The following is a 19546-nucleotide window of genomic DNA, read 5'->3' on the forward strand; positions in this document are numbered from 1 at the left end:
GTATTCACTTGCAAGCGAATATTAGGCATCAAGTTTCTCCCTTTTTAGTCTTTTTTATTGTCTACAATTCGCAGGTTGGTGTTGGCATTTTAGGATTCCAAAGAACCATTGCCGTGAAAGCAGGCTATGATGCGTGGATTGGTGTTTTAGCAGCAGGATGCATCGTTCAAGTGTTCATTTGGATTATGTATAAACTGCTGGGAAAAACTGATGGAGATATTGTCGATGTTCATTCAACAATTTTTGGAAATGTTCTAGGTAAATTTTTCAGCTTGATCATCATGATCTATTACTGGTTGGCAAGCGTATCCGTCTTAGTTGGGTATATCAAGATTATTAAGGTATGGATGTTCCCTACCCTTCCCTCATGGATTCTTTCTACCTTAATTTTGCTTTTGGTATATTACTCTGTGTCCGGAGGATTTAGAACGGTTGTCGGTATATCTTTTACGTCTTTCATTTTTCCGCAAATCATGTTAATCATCCTTTATATTTTCCCATTAAAAACTGCTCATTTTTCAAATTTATTACCGATTATGAATCATTCCTTCATTGAACTATTGGATTCGATCAAAAGCTCGATGTATACATTGGCGGGAACTGAGGCTTTACTGATGTACTATCCATTTATAAGGGATGCTAAATCCTCCCAAAAATTTGCTCACTTAGGAGTTCTGTTTACTTCCTTGTTATATACAATTTCAGCTATTGTTTCCTTTACTTTTTATAGCGAAAATCAGTTAAGTGAAAACATTTGGCCGGAATTATCTTTAACAAAGATTATTCGTCTTTCTTATTTGGAACGTTTTGAGTACTTATATATCTCGATGTATTTAATTATTGTTATTGCATTGATTGCACTTTTATTATGGTGCTCTACTAGAGGGTTAAAAAGGATTTTTAATAAAAAGCAAAAGTATTTTTTACTCGTCCTTAGCATTCTAAGTGTGATTCTATCACAATTAATAAACGATCAAATCAAGGAAATTCTAGATAAATACGTCACGCAATTAAATTTATGGATATTTTATGGTTATATTCCTATTCTCTTGCTTATTTTCACCGTGCTAAAAAGGGGTAATCAAAATGGTTAAACGATCATCATTAGGATTATTGGTCGTTAGTTTATTATTATCCGGATGTTCAATGATCCCGACCAATATTGTCAATGAATTAAATATGTTGCAGGGTGTAGGATATGATTTGGCAGGAAAGAAGATCATAAAGGGAACCTTTACCTATCCAGCTTATAAAAAGGATAAAACTTCTACAACTGTAGTCAAAACAAGCTTAGGAGAAACAAGTAAAGAAATTCGAATAAACATTAATAGTGAATCTCGATACCCGGTAGTTAGCGGACAGCTTCGATTAGCGCTTTATGGCAAATCGCTTGCAAAAAAAGGGATTTATGATATGGTTGATACCTTAAACCGTGATCCTTCTATCGGAAGTCTAGTTCAAGTGGCGATTGTTGATGGCGATTCGAACGCTTTATTCAAGATAGGAAAATTCAAAACGGAAAATGTTTCGTTGTACGTCCAGGAAATGCTTGACCAAATCATGAAATCAGGCAATCTCCCTCGAACTGATTTACAATCATTTCTATTTCAATTAAATCAAATCGGGCAGGATCCCTATTTGCCCTTAATCAAACAGGAAAAAGATAACATCAAAATTAGTGGAATTGCCATACTTAGAGATGATCAATTAGTCACCACTCTGCCATTTGAAGATCTATTCATTTTTAAATGTTTGGTTGACAAATATAAGTATGGGTTACATCAATTCATTTTAGAAAATGGTGAAAAGCTCGTACTTGATAATCTTAATTCAAAAGCAAACTATCAAGTAAAAACAGTAAATGGAAATCCTGAATTCACCATAAATATAAAAGTGAATTCAAGACTTCTGGAATTCACTTCTCCAAAGAAAAAAAGGGTCCCGATAGATAAAAAAAAGATTCAAAACCAAGTTGATAAGCAATTAGAAAAAAACGCTTTAAAAATCATCCATCAATTTAAAGACAATGATGTGGACCCAATAGGTTTAGGTGCTATATATAAAGAGCATTATCGCGGTTTTAACGAAAAGCATTGGAAAACTGTCTACCCCTCTGCCAAGGTTCATGTAAATGTGCAAGTAGCAATAGAACAATCTGGTATTATCGATTAAAACTCATTTAAGATTTTATTAAAAAAGACCATAATAATGGATACAGATTTTTAATTTACCCATGATTATGGTCTTTTTTCGTTTTTATTAATGGCTATTTTCGCATAGTTTGATATAATAACAAAGTTTAAGAAAAGAGCTTAATTAATAGATGATCCCTCTTTTCACCGACTCGACCTTTACATGCATAGTAAATGGCATATCCGGATATTCTTTCTCCCAATTTAACTTCTTCCATTCCTTGTTATGGTCTGCAATTAAAAAGCGTGCAATTCCAAACGCATCACAATTGGCACTTTTGAGTGTCGAAACCATTTCTTTGGCTTCCTTTTCGATTCTGTTTTCGAGTTTTTTATTAAGCTCGTTTTCCTCTTTTTCACCTAATAAGGACCCTTTTGGATACTCATTTATATCGATCAACAACTTCAAGTTTAAGTTTACTTCCGGCCTTCCATTGACCATTTTAATCATTATTTTTCTTTTCGTTTTATTTACTGAAAATGATACAAAATCTGTTACACTGTGATTTTTTCCATTATTTATATTTTCTGTTAGCTTAATGTCTCTGTTCGTATCGCCTTTAGCCATTAATAGAATGACCGGTTGGTTTCCATTTAGCGTTTTACCTGTATAGCTTCTTTGATGGAAAAGGGCAACGCCAGTAACCTTGACCGTTTCCTTATCGATTTTTTCAAGATAGGGAAGGGTAAAATCTTCTCCTTCGTCCAACATACTTGTGAGAATAGTTTGTTGATTTTCAACAGGAACAATGGTGTGGTTTTCGGCACTTTTAATGAGCTCAATCAGTGCCTCACTAATTAGATTTTCTTTTAGTTTTTTTATTTTGATAATATCCCCAGCCTGGCCTTTTACAACAGCCACTTTTGCTGCAAGCGAGCTTCTCGGATCACGAAAAAACACATCAAAGTATGGATAAAGATCCCTTTTCGCTATGTTTTCACTAAGCAAAATTACCCGTAATTTATTAGGGGCATAAACACCCGGTATTTGCTTATCCACTTCCAATCTTGTATCCCTTAACGTATGTCCCTTTTCTTCGACGATATAGTTAACTGATTCGGCTTGTCCGCCTGAGATGACTTTACTTGTTCGAATCGAAGAAGTGGTTTTTAATTGGTTGCCCTCAGCTAAATCGAACCCTATACTCAATACAAGTGCATTATCTTTTAAGAGATTTTCGTCCCAACAACCTGTTTGAATGATCAAGAGAATCATCACGAATAACCCTTTTAGTTTTTTCACCGCGTATTCCCTTCCTTCTTGTCATTCCTATGAAATAAGAAGGACGCAATAATGACCAAAACCGGAATTCCCGCTGAAAAAATATAGCTAAAAAAAGTAATCATTTTAAACTGCATTAAAATCGATTCTCTGGAGTAGGGTAAAAATAATACAAGAATATAAACAAGAATTGCCATTACGATCGTTGGTATGGTTCGTTTTTTTAAATGGAATAGAGTGCAGATTCCGATATTTGATAGATATAAGTAGGAAATATAACTGGTCATGATCATCACGATCCATAATGCAACAACAATTAAATCCAACCTCTCAATGACACCGAAAATCGTCAACGATTTATATAGATATAGAATCGGTTGTGGAATTAAAATCATTTCTTTTGAACTAAAAAACAAAATGCAGGTTAGGATTATATATAGATATGTGACTGTAATGAATAAAATTGAAAAAAAGGAGGATGTAAGCTTACTTTTCAAATTCCCCGTTACAAACGGCAAAATTATTAATATACTGTCAAACCCTAAAAAAGAAGAAATGCTGCTGTTGCTGCCTTTCAAAATATTGACAAAAGGAATTCCATTAAAAGGAAGTAAATAGTTCCAATGAAGATAAGGAATCGCTCCCAGATTCATTAACATAAGCAAAATAATGATCCAGAAGCTAAGCTGAAAAAAGCGGACGATAATTCTTAAATTTTCTTTTCCCAAGTAAATCCCAAGCATTAGCATGAGCAATAAAATTACCCATTTAGGTGTAGAGGTTAAAATCCAGTTGTTAATAGTCACCAAGTACATCTGATTAATATTGATACAAATGAGAAAAAAATACAAAATATACCCTACTATAATGATTCTCCCTACCCATTTTCCGAAAACAACCATGCAAATTTCATAAATCGTTTGCTTAGGAAATTGCTTGTTCAAATAAACATAAGTCAAAACAAGCAATCCTGCCAAAAGGCCTGTTATAAAAATAGAAATCCAGGAAGCTTGACGCGCATCTTTATAAACCATATTTGGAAATGTCAATATACCATCACCTATTGAGGTTAAAACAATGAAAAAGAACATTTGAAAAGAAGAAATAGACTCTTCCTTACTCTCCATCCTCAACCCACCCCTTTTTCCCTGTGGATTGCTCTTGATCGATAGGTTGGGCTGTACTTGGTCTGGACTTCATTTTCCACATTGGAACTCTTATTAAGCTATCTTTTAAATCTGTCATTCGTATTGGCCCCAAAGGTGCAAAGTAGGGAGCACCGAAAGATTCTAATTTTACTAAATGAATCATTAAAAACATAAACCCTGTAACGATCCCCACTACCCCAAGCAGGGAAGCAGCGATAATCATCGGAAAACTTAATAAACGAATCGATGAACTCATCTCAAAAATGGGTACAGTAAAAGAAGAGATGGCGGTTATCGCAATGACAATAATCATGGTATTAGAAACAAGATTTGCTTCCACAATGGCTGTTCCTATCACTAACCCCCCCACTATTGCCACGGTTTGAGCCATAGAACTAGGAAGTCGGATCGCTGCCTCTCTTAGTAATTCCAGTGTAATCTGCATAATCAAGGCTTCGATAACAGGCGGATAGGGAACGTATTCCAAGCTTGCTTTAATATTTGTCACTAATTCATATGGTAGAACTTCATAATGAAAAGAAACAATCGCAATATAAATGGATGGTAAACTAATACTAATAAAAAAGCTGATAAGACGGATTGCTCGTAAAAATGACCCTAAAATAAATCTGGTATTATAGTCATCGGGCGATTGATAAAAAGAAAAAAAGGTCACTGGCATAATTGAAGCCATTGCGCTCCCTTCAATTAGAACCGCAATACGACCATCCAACAAATTTGCAGTAACACGGTCCGGTCTCTCTGTTTCCAATATTTGTGGAAAAAGTGAGTAAGAACTATCTTCAATGAATTCTTCTAATTTTCCCGGAGTGAGATTGTTTTCAAGTTTTATGGTAGATATACGATCTTTTACTTTTTTGATAACTTCAGGATTCGCAATATTCTCAACGTAAAGTATGGATACATTGGTAGTTATTTCACCTTCACCCACACGAAGCAGCTCGTTCTTTAAATATGGCGTCCTTATTCTATTCCGAAGGAGATTCACGTTTTTATTTAAACTCTCAACAAACCCGTCATGAGAACCAACGATGATTTTTTCTGAATCAGGTTCCAAAATCGCACGCGATTCAAATAAACCGGTATCCACCAAATAGGCGATATTGGAATTCTCCTCAAATAAAGCAACATTCCCCTCCAAGATACCGGAATAGATACTCTTAAAGTTATCTGTTGATTTGATATGAGCTATTGGTAAATCAAGTACGGTTCCACTGAGATCTAATTTGTAAATTTCATTTATTATTCTGCTATTCACAATATCCTTGTTCGTGATTGAATCCACAAAAGCAATACCTATCTTTCGTTCCTTTATCTCAAAAATTTTCATCTTAAAATCATGCATATTAGAAAAAGTTTTGCATAAAGTTTGGATATTCAATTCAAAATCAGAATGAATTGATCCGACACCTTTACTTAATGTATCTTCTACCATCATAAGCCTCCACATACTAGGTAGTTATAGGTTTCTTCATTTATAAGCCAGTTATACGTTATATAAAAAAAGAGTGTTAAATCCTGGAGATTTAACACTCTTTTTTTAACGTTAATTCATCAAAATATCTGCTTTATTTTTAACATTGACTACTTATTTTTGTTCTAATACTTTAATAAACTCTCTTAAATAATCTGGAAGATCTGGCGGACGACGGCTTGATACAAGATGACCATCGACTACAACCGGCTCATCAAACCAGTTAGCACCTGCGTTTTCCATATCATCTTTAATGCCTGGAGTGCTTGTCACTTTTTTACCCTGCAAAACCTTAGCAGAGATCAAAACCCAGCCAGCATGGCATATTTGTCCGATTGGTTTTTTGTTTTCTTCAAAATGTTGGATAAGGGAAATTACCTCAGAAAAGCGGCGAATCTTATCCGGTGCCCAGCCACCCGGCACTAAGATTGCATCGTATTCCTCACCAATTATATCACTATAAGAATAATCAGAAATGGCTGGGACTCCATATTTACCTATGTATTTTTCTTGAGCATTTTCACCCGCAAGATGAACAACTGCTCCCTCTTCTTTTAATCTTAGAATTGGATACCATAGCTCTAGATCCTCAAAATCATGGTGCACGAGACTCACAATTTTCTTTCCACTTAATCGCATTTTAATTCTTCCTCCTTTTTGTAATTAAATTCAGTGAAATACACTTTTATATGATCTTAAATTGTCGCCACTCCTGTGGAAGGAGCGATTGATATTGCCTTTGTAAAAATCGATCATCAACCAGTACAATCGTACCATGATCCTCTTCCGAGCGAATCAATCTCCCGCCTGCCTGTAATACCTTGTTCATGCCGGGATAGACGTAGGCATAATCATATCCGTTCTTTTCTTTTTTGTAAAAATGATCCTTGATAAGATTTCTCTCAAAGCAAATCTGTGGCAACCCTACACCAACCACGACTACCCCGTTTAATCGATCTCCGATTAAATCTACTCCCTCAGAAAAAACACCGCCAAGAACCGCGAAGCCCACCAATGTTTCTTTTTGATCAGGCTTGAACGCCTCCAAAAACGCTTCCCTTTTTGCTTCTGTCATCCCGGCTTCTTGAATAAGAGTATTCGTCACATCATCAACTTGTTTGAATTTATCAAAAACCGCCAGTAAATATTGATAGGACGGAAAAAAGACGAAATAGTTGCCCGGTCTTTTTTTTATCAAGAATTGTAACATTGCAATTATGTCATCTTTCGTACGATCTCTGTCATGGTAGCGGGTGGACAGTGGTTTGATGAAAACGTCAACCTGCTCTTCTTTAAAAGGTGAAGGAATGGAAAGTACATAATCTCCTTCTATTCCACCCAGTACATCTTGATAATAAGGCAATGGAGAAAGTGTGGCCGAAAAAAACACCTTTGCCCGATAGCCTTTTCCCATCTGTTTAAGCAGCTCGGAGGGATTAATACAAAATAGTTTTACGATTTGATCATTTCTACTTTTCTCTGAATAAATAATAAACTGTTCATCAAGTAACTCCACGATCTTTAAGAATTTCTGTACCATAAAGTAAGCTTCCAAAAGGTTTACAGCTGTTCCTGTATCTCCAAGTAAAAGAACCTGTTCAGTATCATAAACAAATTGAGTGAGTTGCCCGATAAACCCATCATCCAATTGATGTAAAACCATCTCACTGTTTTCGGCATTCTCTTTTTTCAATTTAATGAACGATGAATTTATTTTACCTGCAGCCTCATAAATTGCTTTATTGACACCTTTGAAGTCCTTTTTCAATTGAAGAAATATCTCTTTGTTTAAAGTTGCCGAAAACATCTCTCTTCCACGATCCACAAGATTATGAGCCTCATCCACCAGTAAAGCCGTTGATTTCTTTTGTTCATCCAATAATCGCTTTAACGACACACGTGGATCAAAAATATAATTGTAATCGCATATTACGGCATCAGCCACGTATGCAAGATCAATCGAAAATTCAAACGGACAGATGGTATACTTTCGTGCATAAGTTTCGATGACCTCACGGGTCATTCCATTTTCATTCTTAAAAATATCAAGAATTGCACCATTAATTCGATCATAATACCCATTAGCATACTCACAATAATCCCGTTGGCATTTCGCTTCATCCTTGAAACAAACTTTGTCCTTGGCCGTAATCGTCACGGATTTCATACATAGTCCGCAAGACTTCATACGTCCAAACGCCTCTTCGGCCGTCGTCCGGGTAATCGTTTTAGCCGTAAGGTAGAAAACTCGATTTAGAAAACCTTCACCCATTGCCTTTACCGTAGGAAAAAGTGTAGATATTGTCTTGCCAATCCCTGTTGGAGCTTTAACAAAAAGATTTTTCGCATCAGAAATTGACTTATATACAACTACGGCTAGTTTCCGCTGTCCTTCCCGATAGGAATCAAATGGGAAAGTTAACTCTTTACTGCTTTCATTACGTTTGTTTCGATGCCCAAGTTGCAGCTTGGCATATGGGGCGTACCCTTTAATAACATCATAAATATATTTTTCCAATTCGAAAATTGTATAGGTCTTTCTAAAATATCTTTTCTCTTCAGTCTCAACATGCACATAGGTTAGCTGTACAGAAATGTTTGGCAAATCATGGTCCTTCGCATATATGTAAGCATACATTTTTGCTTGAGCCCAGTGAACAGGGTAACCGTCACCTTCAATCCGGTCGAGCGGAAGAGAAGAAGACTTGATTTCGTCCACCGTCACCTCTCCGTCCTGAAACAAAAGCCCATCACATCTGCCATCAATAATAAATGTGAGACCTTCGAATGGGATTTCAATACTGACATAGACTTCTTTCAGATCACCGTCTTGATACGTTTTTTGTATTTTTTGGTGAGCCCTTGTTCCATCGAGAAGCGTAGTTTGTGAACGGAAACGATTATCAATACTCCCGCTTCGGAACACATGCTCCACAAGTGTTCTTACGGAAATCTGAACATTATTAGACATGTGATCACCCGCTAAAGGAGAATATATGTTTGTATTTTAGTATAACAAAATCCTTCATTGAAAGATAGGTGAATTAATCCCTTCTTTCACCCATTATATTTTTAATATATTTATTTACATCCTTTGTGCTTGTGTACTTGTCCACCTTTATAGAATCTCTACCAAAAAAACACCTCATTCAGACAACAAAAAAGCCACTCGCTAATTAGTGACTTAATAAACTACTCCTAATTTTCCTGTTCCTTTTAACTGAACCATAGTTCCTGTTTGTACTAAAATTAACTTTTATTTTAAAATATATTCCTCATACATTTCCCTACCATATGGCGTTAAGGAGATTTTAAGTTCACTTATATTATAAATTTGAAATCCCTCAGAAGTTTTTACTTCTTTAAATCCATCAACCAGGATTCCTTTTAAATCGATTAGAGCTTTTCTATAATCTCTGCTTTTTTCAGTGTCTTCAAATAAATCATCTAAACTTTCACCAAAATAAAGTTTTTCCAAAATTTTCTTTTCATAATCAGTAAAAACCATTTCCCCTGCTCCTCACCAATATATAATATTCTAATAATACTGGAAAATTACAAAAAATATGGACTATTCTGTAATTTAGAAATTTGCAATGTAAAAGTGATTTCCACACGTTCCACACTTAAAATTTACATTTATATCAGTATGATCGACTTCATCAACCTCAATTTCAATACTTAAATAATCACTGATATTACCACTGTAATTATAGCCTTCAAGTTCTACTTCTTCACCACAGTCACATTTTAATAAAAACTTACCCACTCATCTCACCTCCCAACCTATCTATAATTAGACCAAGTTAGGAGGTAGTCCTTCTTCGCATTTATGTAATTATCAAACTTTACACAAATTTAACAAAACTGATTTAATCATTAAATTATCAATAATAATCGGTAAACTGAGTATGAATCGAATTTAAAACAAAATAATAAAGCAACCCCCAATGGACTCCTTAGAATTTACTTACCCATCAATATCTATGATTTTATCCAATAATTGATCCCAGTCTTTAACTGTTGCTTCATCACTTTGATTTGATATAATTGCCTCTTTGAAATCCATTGATATTTCTAGTTTATGTACCTCTAATAGATGAATTGGATTATTAACATTTTTATCCTTTGATAAATTAATACACGAGATAATAATAATTGTTATTACTAACCCCAGAATTACTGAAAGTTTATTTTTCTTTTTAACCATAAAATATCACCCGTCAAGTCTTTTTTCAAAACAATGTAATTATAAGACTTCTTTGTGTTTACTGCTATTAAATTTTTCTTAAAATAAGAAAAAGCACCCGATTTTATTTGGATGCTTCAACTGTTATATATCCTCAATTACCTGTAGAACTAAAAAATGTACCTACAAATTCTGAATAACATCCTGTCCTTATATTTTAAAGAAATTCAATTATCATTGATCAATTTATATTCTTCTCTTATTTAGCATCATCAATGGCAATAAATTTTTTTTTACACTTTGGACATCTCGCTATATATTTAGTTTGTTTTGAATCAACATACAATCTGAAATGATTTTTTTCTCTGCAATGCTTACATTTCCAACATCCTTGTATAAAGCCACTTGCAGTTTCAGGACTATTACAATCCACTGAATAAACAATATGTTTGTCTGGTCCATAATGAGGTTTGTAAATAAATGCTGTTAGTTGAACCATTATTTTCCTCCTTTTGTAAAAACTATACATATATTCATTAAAATCTTATTATTTATTTTACATTTTTAATACCTAATTTTACCAAAAATACTCTTATTCAAGTGTTTTGATTGCTTTGGTATTGTAATGTTGAATGAAGGGAAACCCTTTTAAAGGGATGAATAGAAAAATAAACGAGTAAAGTAAGTTTTCAAGAATAAGTTTACCTAGATTAAAAAAAGCATAACCCTGCCGTTGCGGCAAAATTATGCTTCTAGTTACAAATTAAACCCGTATTTGCCCCGTTCCTTGAACGATTGCTTTGGTAGTCGTGATCGCCTTCAGACCCATCGGTCCCCTTGCATGAAGCTTTTGGGTACTAATGCCGATTTCTGCACCATAGCCAAATTGCTCTCCATCGGTAAAACGGGTTGACGCATTATGATACAACACAGCTGCGTCTATCGCCTGGAAAAAGAGCCTTACGTTTTGATCATTTTCAGTGATAATCGCCTCAGAATGTTTTGTACCATATTGATCAATATGGTCAATTGCTTCTTTCACATCACTGACTAATTTTACTGCTAAAATCGGCGCTAAAAACTCGTTTTGCCAATCGTCCTCTGTTGCTTGTTTTACAAAGGGGTAGGTTGAAGATAATGATTCATCACCGCGCAGTTCGACACCTTTTTCTTTTAGGGTGCTGACTAATTCGGAAATATATGGCCATTTTTCATGAATAAGTAACGTTTCGGTTGCATTACAAACAGATGGTCGGTGTAGTTTTGCATTAATTGTAATGTCGGTAGCCATTTTCTCATTTGCTGATTCATCAATAAAAACATGGCAGTTGCCAACGCCTGTTTCCAGTACAGGAACTGTTGCGTTTTGAATCACCGATTGAATTAAACCTGCCCCGCCTCGGGGAATCAAGACATCAAGATATTGATTAAGCTTAAACATTTGCGCCGCTGTTTCACGGCTCGTATCTTCTAAAAGTTGAACCGCATCTTCAGGAATGGCAGAACTGCCAAGCGCCCTTTGCATAACTTGAACGAGCGCTTTATTGGAATGGAGGGCTGAAGAACTGCCTCGTAGCAGAACAGCATTCCCGGCTTTTAAACAGAGGCTGCCTGCATCAACTGTAACATTCGGCCTTGCCTCATACACCATTCCGACGACTCCAAGCGGTACACGAACCGTTTGGATGCGCAAACCATTCGGACGTTCCCAGGATTCGATTGTTTCACCAATAGGATCTTCTAAATTGATTAGTTGGCGTATCCCATCCACAATCTGGTCGATTCTTTCTCCTGTTAATAGTAAGCGATCCAATAGGGAATCAGATAGTCCTTTTTCTTTTCCTACGTGAATATCCTTCTCATTCTCCGCTATTATCCATTCTTTTTCATTTAAAATATAATCTGCCATCCTAGCTAAGGCATCATTTTTTTCTCGGGTGGTTAACATTCCTAAAGTCTTGGATGCTTTTTGTAATTTAATCGCTTTTTCTAACAACTCAGCCATTACCTTCACTCCTTCGGCATCGTGACCCAATTATCCCGGTGAATCACTTCTGCTTTTTTGTTTATAGAATAACCTTTCGAATGGTCACTGGGTAATCCTTTTACTTTTTGTAAATCAATCGAGGAATAATAACATTGCCCTTTCCCAACAACCCTACCTTTTTGGTTACGAACGACGACAACATCTAAAGCGTTAAACTCTCCTATTACATTTGTAACCCCTACCGGGAGCAAGCTTTTGCCATTTTGCACAATTGCTTTTTCCGCCCCTTCATCAATCTCAATAATCCCGCCAACATGAGAGTGATACGCAATCCATTGTTTTCTCATTTGCATTTGTGTTTGGAACGGACCACCGATATAAGTTCCATCCCCTTTTCCCGCTAAAATATCAGAAAGTTTTTCCCTTCCATTTCCAGTTCCGACGAAAACGCTGACACCCAGCGATAAAGCTTTTTTCGCTGCCTGTAACTTCGATTTCATCCCCCCGGTACCAACGGAAGACCCGCTATCCCCTGCAATACCCAGGAGCTCATCCGACACTTCAGGGATAAAATGATATTTTTTTGCCTCTTTTGATACCTTCGGATTGCCATCATAAAGTCCGTTGACATCCGTTAATATGATCAGCGCATTTGCATGTAGAAACCCACTGACAAGTGCTGAGAGCATATCATTGTCTCCGAAGGTTAACTCTTCAATGGAAACCGAATCATTTTCATTGATAATCGGTATGACACCTCTCTGGAGTAACTCATTCATGGTTGAAAATAAGTTGTGAAATCGTTCCTGACTGTAAAAATCCTCTCGAGTTAATAATATTTGAGCAGGTACAATTTTAAATTCTTTAAATAGTAATATATAATTCTGCATTAAAAGCCCCTGGCCGACAGCCGCCGCTGCCTGTTTTCCAGCAACCGTTTTTGGGCGGGATGGATATCCAAGCGAGCCAAATCCCGCGGCAACAGCACCAGATGAAATAAGAATGACATCATGTCCCTGTTCTTTTAAATATGCGAGTGCCTTTACATGGTCGTACATTTTCTGTTCCGAAATGGTCCCTGATGTATTTGTTAGAGAACTGCTGCCTATTTTTACAACCACCAGCTGTTTCTTCATTTTATTCGTACCTTTCTTTATAAAATAAAAAAACGACTCCTCTGTCCTTAAAAAAGGACGGAAAAGTCGTTTCCGCGGTACCACCTTCATTGATGCCTTGCATCCACTTTGAACCCGTAACGAGGGAAAACGGCTTATGTTTGCATAAGCGGCGCATTGTGGGCAGGTTCAAGCTTTTTTCCGTGAGAAACCTTTCAGCCAATGGGTCTCACTCTCTATCACGTTCCAAAGTTTTACTAATCCCATACCATTTTCGATTTTAAGATTTATTTGATATTATCCTCAGAAAATGGCAACTTGTCAAGATAGTTTTTTGAAAATTTTAATTTATAATCTGTTAAATTAACCAAGTTTCCTTATACCATTTAGCAGCAGCTTCCACTTCTTCAAAAGTTAATTGATGACCTCTATTCTCCCAATGAAGATGTACTTTAGCATTGGCATTTGCCAATAATGACTCGAGCTCACCTGATTCCAACGGTGAACAAATAGGATCATTTGTACCGGCACCAATGAACACAGAGATTCCAGTCAAATCAGGTAATTCAATTCCTCTTAAAGGAACCATCGGATGATGTAGAATTGCTCCTTTTAATGCATTTTGAAAATGGAAAAGCATGCTTGCGGCGATATTTGCACCATTGGAATACCCAACCGCAATTATATTTTTCCGATCAAAACCATATTTCGCAGATGCTTCGTCAAGAAATTCATATAGTTCTTTCGTCCGAAACACCAAATCGTCCTCATCAAAAATGCCTTCCGCTAATCTTCGGAAAAAACGCGGCATTCCGTTTTCCAATACATTTCCTCTGACACTCAGAAATGAAGCATCTTCATCCATTTTTCCTGCTAAAGGAATAAGATCCAATTCATTTCCACCAGTCCCATGCAGCAATAAAAAAGTTGGCTTCGTTCCGTCTTTTCCTTTTTGAAAAAAATGTTTCATCTTTTTTCTCCTCTCCGTTCAATAGCTGGAAAATTGAGTTTATTTTGGTCTTTCAAGCGTAAATACCTCACCAATTTTAGCATAATCATTCCCAGCTAATCGACTTACTGCACCTAATCCTACTTGATTAATCCGCCCATTTTCATAAATAGCATCATCAATATGGAATTGAATGGCTCTTCCAATAATAAAATCGCAGACTGGAGAATCATTACCACCCAACTCTAAAGATTGTTCTAATATGCACTCCATCCGCACCTTTGCTTCTTTTATACCTGGAACTGAAATCTTGGTACTCTTTATAGGAGTGAGATGAGCAATTTCGATTTCACTTTGATTAGAAGCAAGATTTGCTGCTGTCTTATTGACTTTTTCAACATTGAGATCATCAACAATATGAACAACAAATTCCTTTGACTTAAGGATGTTACGGGCTGTATCCTTCCGTCTCCCATCCAACCTTTGTATAGCTAAGGAAATCATTGGTGGATTTGCTGTTACAATATTAAAGTAGCTAAATGGTGCCCCGTTTAATGTTCCATCCTCGGTAATAGACGTTACAAACGCTATAGGTCGGGGGATAATACTTCCAATTAAAAGCTTATAATTTTCCCTTTCAGTATTAAGGGACGGGTCAATCGTACGCATTTAGATCCTCCTTTCAGAAATCAATCTAACTCTCTTAATGTAAATGGAGCCAAAACTGCTTCAATTTTTCCTCTTTGTGGTTCGTACTGTGCAGGCAACATTAATTTTTCTCCCATAGTTTCTCGTGACTCATCATGTGCAAATCCTGGCGGATCAGTGGCAATTTCAAATAAGATTTCTCCGTGTTCTCTAAAGTAAATGGCATTAAAGTAATTTCTGTCTTGAACGGGAGTAACTCCATATCCATAGCTCTGAACGTATTTTTTCCAATCTATTTGATCCGCATCATCACTGGCACGCCAAGCAATATGATGTACAGTCCCAACGCCCATTTGCCCGCGGCCAATCGGAGTTAGTTTTAGGTCAATTACATTTCCAATATCACCTAAAGACCGAAAACGAACGAAATCTCCTTCTGTTCCGATTTTTTCAAGACCGAGGACATTCTCTAATAATTCTGCCGTTTTATCAGGATGGGCAGATAACAGTGTTGCACCAGCAAAACCTTTAATTGCTACATCTGAGGAAACACCGCCAAAATTCCACGTATTTACTTCGCCTTCTTCTCGCTCTACAATTTCCAAATGCAATCCATGAGGATCGTCAAATTCTAAGTACTGCTCACCAAATCGTTCAATTATTGTATAAGGGACCTTAAACTTTTCCAATCTTTTTTCCCAAAAGCCAAAAGAGCCTTTTGGAACAACGTAGGAAGTAACTCCCACTTGACCGTCACCTATGGTTCCTTGGTATGCACCAGGCCACGGGAAGAATGTAATAATTGTTCCAGGTTTCCCCCCTTCATTACCGAAATATAAGTGATATGTTCCCGGGTCATCAAAATTAACAGTTTGTTTGACAAGTCGCAATCCCAAAATACCCGCATAAAAATCAGCATTTTCTTGTGGGTGTCCCACAATTGCTGTGATATGGTGGATTCCCATTGTTTTTTTCATATCCATCTCTCCTCCTTATTTTCCTCTGAAGAATAGCAGGAAGACCAAGTATCTTTACCACTATTATTTGAAACTTGGTCATAACATAATCACCCTATATTCAAGAATCTCTAATTCGAGATATATTAGAATAAAAATGCATCAACTGAATAATGCCCAGGACCTGCGATAGCTACAGCAATTGCTACTACAAATAATGTTAAATTATACTCATAACCATTTTGTGTAGACCATAGGCCATTTGGACCATGCACTTTTACAATTGCCATTACCATTGTTAATGCAATCATTATACCAGCAAGAGAAGTAAGCAATCCTGCTGCAAATAAAATACCTCCAAAAAATTCTGCTAATCCAGCCATAAGAGCCATTGCAAAACCAGGTTTAATTCCGATCGATTCCATCCAGCCGCCTGTACCTTTTATACCATAGCCGCCAAACCAACCAAATAGTTTTTGTGAACCATGACCAATAAATAATAATCCAATCACTAAACGTATTAATAATAACCCAATATTCAACATTTTCTCTTCCTCCAAAATAGGTTTTGTTTTTAAATGCCCGAGCTAGCTTTTTGACCAACTCTTTTAAGGACACTGATGATTTGTTGCTTCTCTTCTTGATCAATTCCATCAAATAATTTTTCAATTACTTTTCGATGCTGTGGAAAAATCTTATCCATTATTTTTTTTCCTGATTCTGTAATTGTGATATGAATGACGCGTCGATCTTCAGGGCAAAAATTACGTTTTAGTAGACCCTTCTGTTCTAATTTATCAATCACATAAGTCATTGAGCCACTGGCTAATAAAATCCGGTTACAAATTTGTTGAACAGTTTGCATTCCTTTATGATATAAAACCTCTAACACAGAAAACTCTGTTGGACTGAGGCTGTAATTGTTTATATCATGTTTAATTCTATCTTAAACAGATTTCGCAGCTTTCATGAAAACCACAAAAGCTTTGAAAGTAAGTTCCTTTTCCATCTCACCACCTCCGATAATTTTATCTTGAATTAAAATATCTTGAATATGAGATAATAATAAAACATGTATTCAATTACGTCAACCATTTTATTTAATTTTATTTTCTCAAAAAGCGGTTTTTTTTTTCCCTCAATTTGTTTAGGCCTAGGGTTATTATTAACTCTTAGAGTGAAAAACTCTGTCCAACATGACCAAGCTTCCCAAAAAATCAAAGCAGAATTGAATGAAAGGATAACTCAATAAGATAAAAAAGCATCCAATTAGGATGCTTTTTTATCGATCTATTTTAACTTTCATTTTTGCCATGTATACTGCTCACCTGCCTGAAACTGCCCTAAAAAATAATCCGCAACCTTCTCAGAATCCAGTCTGGCGGCGACGAAAGGCGGTTTTACACCTATAGCACCTTCCAAGGGCAAACCAAGCCAGAAAAGCTGTCGGTCGATAATAATAAACGGAAACGACAAGCTTTCTTCAAACTCTTCATCCGGTAATAGCTCCGGCCATTGTTCCTCTGAAAAAATGATCAGTTTAACGCCTATGCCACGATTTTTCAGTTTTTGCCTCCATTCCTCTGGTAAAGCTGTTTGCACTGGAATTGAAATAACGATTGAGACCCGTGCAGCCTCTATATCTTGGAACACTTTTTCCAGTTTACGTGCATGCATCCATTGTAATTGAGGGTGCTGTTTTTTTATCCAGGCACCTATTTCTTTTATCCGTACTGCTTGATGGTGCCTTTCCTGATGTTCCACAAGCTGCCTAAGTGTTTTGCCATTATAGACATGCTTGCGAATAAATGATTGATTGCTAATATGAACGAACTTTCCCTTTGTTCTCGTAATGGCAACATTAATCAATCGTTCGCTATCTTTTCCCGTTAATAGCATACCTGAGCGTTCCTGCGGTTCGCTATCAACTGTGTCAAAGATCATCACATCCCGCTCACTGCCCTGGAAGCGATGTACTGTCGCAGCAATGATATCAGCCGATGAACGTTCTTTTTCATATACGTCCTCTAATAATAATTCCATTAAATTGGCTTGAGCACGGTAGGGTGTCACATAACCAATTGATCTGGCACCTCCCATATAGGATTCATGAATAACTTGAAAAGATAACAGCATTTGCCATGGATTCAACCGTGAATTTGACGCCCTTTCATTCATACAATGTGCCCCAGTATAGCTTGTATCCACCAGAACTGCTGCCTGCTTTGGGAACGGTGCTTGTTCGACAATTTTATTTCTGCTCTTTTGAACACTTTCGTGATCACCAACTAGGGAATGATAGATGTAATGATTCGTGAAAGCAGAGATATCCGGATGCATTCTTCGCTGTTCCTTTAATAAAAATAAATGGGGATGCAGTTTCCCTTCCTTTACCCACTCAACAACACCTGCTCTGTGAAAAATATCCTCTTTAAGCCACCTCGTGACTAACGGATCCCTAGACGATGCAATCGGTGGTAATTGTTTAAAATCCCCGCATATTATAATTCGTTTTCCAAGCGTAGCAGCAAATGCTGCCTGGGGGACATAAGCCATACTTGCTTCATCCACGATGACAATATCAAATTCCTTTTCATAAATAGCAGCGTCACCGGCTGCTTTTGCAAGTGTAGTTCCGACAACAAACGCATCTTTTACAAACTGGATTTCTTTTTGACGAATTTTTTCGAGAACTCTTGCAATCTGTGTCTCAAGTTCTAATAACCGGTTAGAATCCCTTTTGCTAAAAGACCGCGCCAAATCATGCTTTAGTTTTCTTCTTTCATTTATTAACATTTGTCTGTCCTCAGCAAGATGCGGGTCGTGCTTTTGCAGCAACTGACCGGTGGTAACAGCTTCAGAAACCGCTAGAGTGTCCCCGGAATTAAAACCGTATCGAAGCACATCTCCTTCTTGGAAACGGTTTTTCTTTTTAATAAAGGTTGAGATTTCACTTAAAATAACATCGACTGCTTGGTTACTGTGAGATAAAATCAACACCCGATTTTCATGAAAATATTTATTTGCAGCAACTCGTGCAAGTGTGTAGGTTTTACCGGTACCGGGCGGCCCCCAGACAAAGGTTACTGGGTTGTATTTAGACCTTAAAACGAGCTCATGGATATTACTTTTAATTTTATCGATTGGATGCTTTGACGGCATCGAGGGATCCATCAATTTTTTCACTCGTAACCGTTTTTGTTTACTTTTCTTGATTTCATCAAACCTTTGAATAAGCTGTTCGAGCAGCTCCCAGGGATCATGATATAAATAGGCCTCACGAATTAACTCCCCGAATGATTGCTCCATTGCAAGCATCACGCCTTGATCTTCTGAAGAAAGTACACGCCCGTTCTGCCGGCTGCCCCCCCACTCCAGTTTGATGGAGGAGCCTACAGGAATTCGAACGGGAGCAACGGTATCAAAGTAATAGGTAAAAGACCCTTCGCTTGATAACAGCCTGCCATTCGATAGAAGAAATTTATTACTACCGTATTTTTTTAAATGAATAATTTCGTTTTGAAGTGCCTGCTGCCATTCTTTTATATTTGTTATGACCTTCATTAAATAATTCCCTTCTATAAGAACGTTCTTTACATATCGGTAATACAATGGAAATATGGTTCATTTGACGAATTTTTTAAT

General features: G+C 36.7%; 19 protein-coding genes. 2 read left to right on the forward strand and 17 right to left on the reverse strand.

Features of this window, described 5'->3' with window-relative positions; genetic code table 11:
* Positions 1-8: 8 nt before the first annotated feature.
* Together J2S10_RS22575 and J2S10_RS22580 are read left to right on the forward strand one after the other, a co-directional pair.
* Complete coding sequence (locus tag J2S10_RS22575) at positions 9-1094, forward strand: GerAB/ArcD/ProY family transporter (RefSeq protein ID WP_307412584.1); 1086 nt, start codon at positions 9-11, stop codon at positions 1092-1094.
* Positions 1087-2172, forward strand: a complete 1086-nt coding sequence (locus tag J2S10_RS22580) for a Ger(x)C family spore germination protein (RefSeq protein ID WP_307412586.1) — start codon at positions 1087-1089, stop codon at positions 2170-2172. Before J2S10_RS22575 ends, J2S10_RS22580 begins: the two co-directional genes overlap by 8 nt.
* A gap of 144 nt (positions 2173-2316) precedes the next feature.
* On the opposite strand, the gene J2S10_RS22585 is transcribed toward J2S10_RS22580, so the two are convergent.
* The 17 genes from J2S10_RS22585 to J2S10_RS22665 form a co-directional block, all read right to left on the reverse strand.
* Entirely contained in the window at positions 2317-3435 is a 1119-nt protein-coding gene (locus J2S10_RS22585) for a Ger(x)C family spore germination protein (protein WP_307412587.1), read from the reverse strand.
* On the reverse strand, positions 3432-4541 hold the full coding sequence (locus J2S10_RS22590) for a GerAB/ArcD/ProY family transporter (protein ID WP_307412589.1): 1110 nt from the start codon (positions 4539-4541) through the stop codon (positions 3432-3434). The genes J2S10_RS22585 and J2S10_RS22590 overlap by 4 nt, the downstream gene beginning before the upstream one ends.
* Positions 4531-6018 carry a spore germination protein gene (locus tag J2S10_RS22595; RefSeq protein WP_307412591.1) on the reverse strand — a complete coding sequence of 496 codons (1488 nt, stop codon included), beginning with the start codon at positions 6016-6018 and terminating at the stop codon, positions 4531-4533. The genes J2S10_RS22590 and J2S10_RS22595 overlap by 11 nt, the downstream gene beginning before the upstream one ends.
* Before the next feature lie 153 nt (positions 6019-6171).
* Positions 6172-6696 (reverse strand): type 1 glutamine amidotransferase domain-containing protein, encoded by a 525-nt coding sequence (locus J2S10_RS22600; RefSeq protein WP_307412593.1) that lies wholly within the window; start codon positions 6694-6696, stop codon positions 6172-6174.
* 46 nt (positions 6697-6742) lie between these two features.
* A complete protein-coding gene (locus J2S10_RS22605) occupies positions 6743-9028 on the reverse strand; it encodes an ATP-dependent DNA helicase (RefSeq protein ID WP_307412595.1) in 2286 nt (761 codons plus the stop codon).
* Between the two features lie 285 nt (positions 9029-9313).
* The gene (locus J2S10_RS22610; RefSeq protein ID WP_307412596.1) at positions 9314-9565 is read right to left on the reverse strand and encodes a hypothetical protein; all 252 of its coding nucleotides are present in this window, start codon (positions 9563-9565) and stop codon (positions 9314-9316) included.
* A gap of 75 nt (positions 9566-9640) precedes the next feature.
* A complete protein-coding gene (locus tag J2S10_RS22615) occupies positions 9641-9826 on the reverse strand; it encodes a hypothetical protein (protein WP_307412598.1) in 186 nt (61 codons plus the stop codon).
* Between the two features lie 201 nt (positions 9827-10027).
* Positions 10028-10267: a hypothetical protein gene (locus tag J2S10_RS22620; protein ID WP_307412599.1), complete on the reverse strand. Its 240-nt coding sequence runs from the start codon at positions 10265-10267 to the stop codon at positions 10028-10030.
* Positions 10268-10505: 238 nt separating this feature from the next.
* Positions 10506-10745, reverse strand: a complete 240-nt coding sequence (locus J2S10_RS22625) for a hypothetical protein (RefSeq protein ID WP_307412601.1) — start codon at positions 10743-10745, stop codon at positions 10506-10508.
* A 264-nt stretch (positions 10746-11009) separates the two neighbouring features.
* A complete protein-coding gene (locus tag J2S10_RS22630) occupies positions 11010-12251 on the reverse strand; it encodes a glutamate-5-semialdehyde dehydrogenase (protein WP_307412602.1) in 1242 nt (413 codons plus the stop codon).
* Positions 12252-12256: 5 nt separating this feature from the next.
* The gene (proB, locus tag J2S10_RS22635) at positions 12257-13369 is read right to left on the reverse strand and encodes a glutamate 5-kinase (protein ID WP_307412604.1); all 1113 of its coding nucleotides are present in this window, start codon (positions 13367-13369) and stop codon (positions 12257-12259) included.
* A 337-nt stretch (positions 13370-13706) separates the two neighbouring features.
* On the reverse strand, positions 13707-14318 hold the full coding sequence (locus J2S10_RS22640) for an alpha/beta hydrolase (RefSeq protein ID WP_307412606.1): 612 nt from the start codon (positions 14316-14318) through the stop codon (positions 13707-13709).
* A gap of 39 nt (positions 14319-14357) precedes the next feature.
* Positions 14358-14966 carry a flavin reductase family protein gene (locus J2S10_RS22645; protein ID WP_307412608.1) on the reverse strand — a complete coding sequence of 203 codons (609 nt, stop codon included), beginning with the start codon at positions 14964-14966 and terminating at the stop codon, positions 14358-14360.
* Between the two features lie 20 nt (positions 14967-14986).
* Positions 14987-15922, reverse strand: a complete 936-nt coding sequence (locus J2S10_RS22650; protein ID WP_307412610.1) for a ring-cleaving dioxygenase — start codon at positions 15920-15922, stop codon at positions 14987-14989.
* A gap of 125 nt (positions 15923-16047) precedes the next feature.
* Positions 16048-16446: a DoxX family protein gene (locus J2S10_RS22655; protein ID WP_307412612.1), complete on the reverse strand. Its 399-nt coding sequence runs from the start codon at positions 16444-16446 to the stop codon at positions 16048-16050.
* Between the two features lie 29 nt (positions 16447-16475).
* Entirely contained in the window at positions 16476-16841 is a 366-nt protein-coding gene (locus tag J2S10_RS22660) for a MarR family winged helix-turn-helix transcriptional regulator (RefSeq protein ID WP_307412896.1), read from the reverse strand.
* 362 nt (positions 16842-17203) lie between these two features.
* Entirely contained in the window at positions 17204-19465 is a 2262-nt protein-coding gene (locus J2S10_RS22665) for an AAA domain-containing protein (RefSeq protein WP_307412614.1), read from the reverse strand.
* Positions 19466-19546 lie beyond the last annotated feature (81 nt).

It is taken from the genome of Neobacillus ginsengisoli (assembly GCF_030813055.1).

Coding starts and splice junctions, on each gene's coding strand:
- J2S10_RS22590 (WP_307412589.1), bottom strand. CDS start 4,541: ATGGAGAGTAAGGAAGAGTCTATTTCTTCTTTTCAAATGTTCTTTTTC.
- J2S10_RS22655 (WP_307412612.1), bottom strand. CDS start 16,446: ATGTTGAATATTGGGTTATTATTAATACGTTTAGTGATTGGATTATTA.
- J2S10_RS22645 (WP_307412608.1), bottom strand. CDS start 14,966: ATGCGTACGATTGACCCGTCCCTTAATACTGAAAGGGAAAATTATAAG.
- J2S10_RS22665 (WP_307412614.1), bottom strand. CDS start 19,465: ATGAAGGTCATAACAAATATAAAAGAATGGCAGCAGGCACTTCAAAAC.
- J2S10_RS22640 (WP_307412606.1), bottom strand. CDS start 14,318: ATGAAACATTTTTTTCAAAAAGGAAAAGACGGAACGAAGCCAACTTTT.
- J2S10_RS22625 (WP_307412601.1), bottom strand. CDS start 10,745: ATGGTTCAACTAACAGCATTTATTTACAAACCTCATTATGGACCAGAC.
- J2S10_RS22630 (WP_307412602.1), bottom strand. CDS start 12,251: ATGGCTGAGTTGTTAGAAAAAGCGATTAAATTACAAAAAGCATCCAAG.
- J2S10_RS22605 (WP_307412595.1), bottom strand. CDS start 9,028: ATGTCTAATAATGTTCAGATTTCCGTAAGAACACTTGTGGAGCATGTG.
- J2S10_RS22600 (WP_307412593.1), bottom strand. CDS start 6,696: ATGCGATTAAGTGGAAAGAAAATTGTGAGTCTCGTGCACCATGATTTT.
- J2S10_RS22620 (WP_307412599.1), bottom strand. CDS start 10,267: ATGGTTAAAAAGAAAAATAAACTTTCAGTAATTCTGGGGTTAGTAATA.
- J2S10_RS22610 (WP_307412596.1), bottom strand. CDS start 9,565: ATGGTTTTTACTGATTATGAAAAGAAAATTTTGGAAAAACTTTATTTT.
- J2S10_RS22595 (WP_307412591.1), bottom strand. CDS start 6,018: ATGGTAGAAGATACATTAAGTAAAGGTGTCGGATCAATTCATTCTGAT.
- J2S10_RS22650 (WP_307412610.1), bottom strand. CDS start 15,922: ATGAAAAAAACAATGGGAATCCACCATATCACAGCAATTGTGGGACAC.
- J2S10_RS22580 (WP_307412586.1), top strand. CDS start 1,087: ATGGTTAAACGATCATCATTAGGATTATTGGTCGTTAGTTTATTATTA.
- proB (WP_307412604.1), bottom strand. CDS start 13,369: ATGAAGAAACAGCTGGTGGTTGTAAAAATAGGCAGCAGTTCTCTAACA.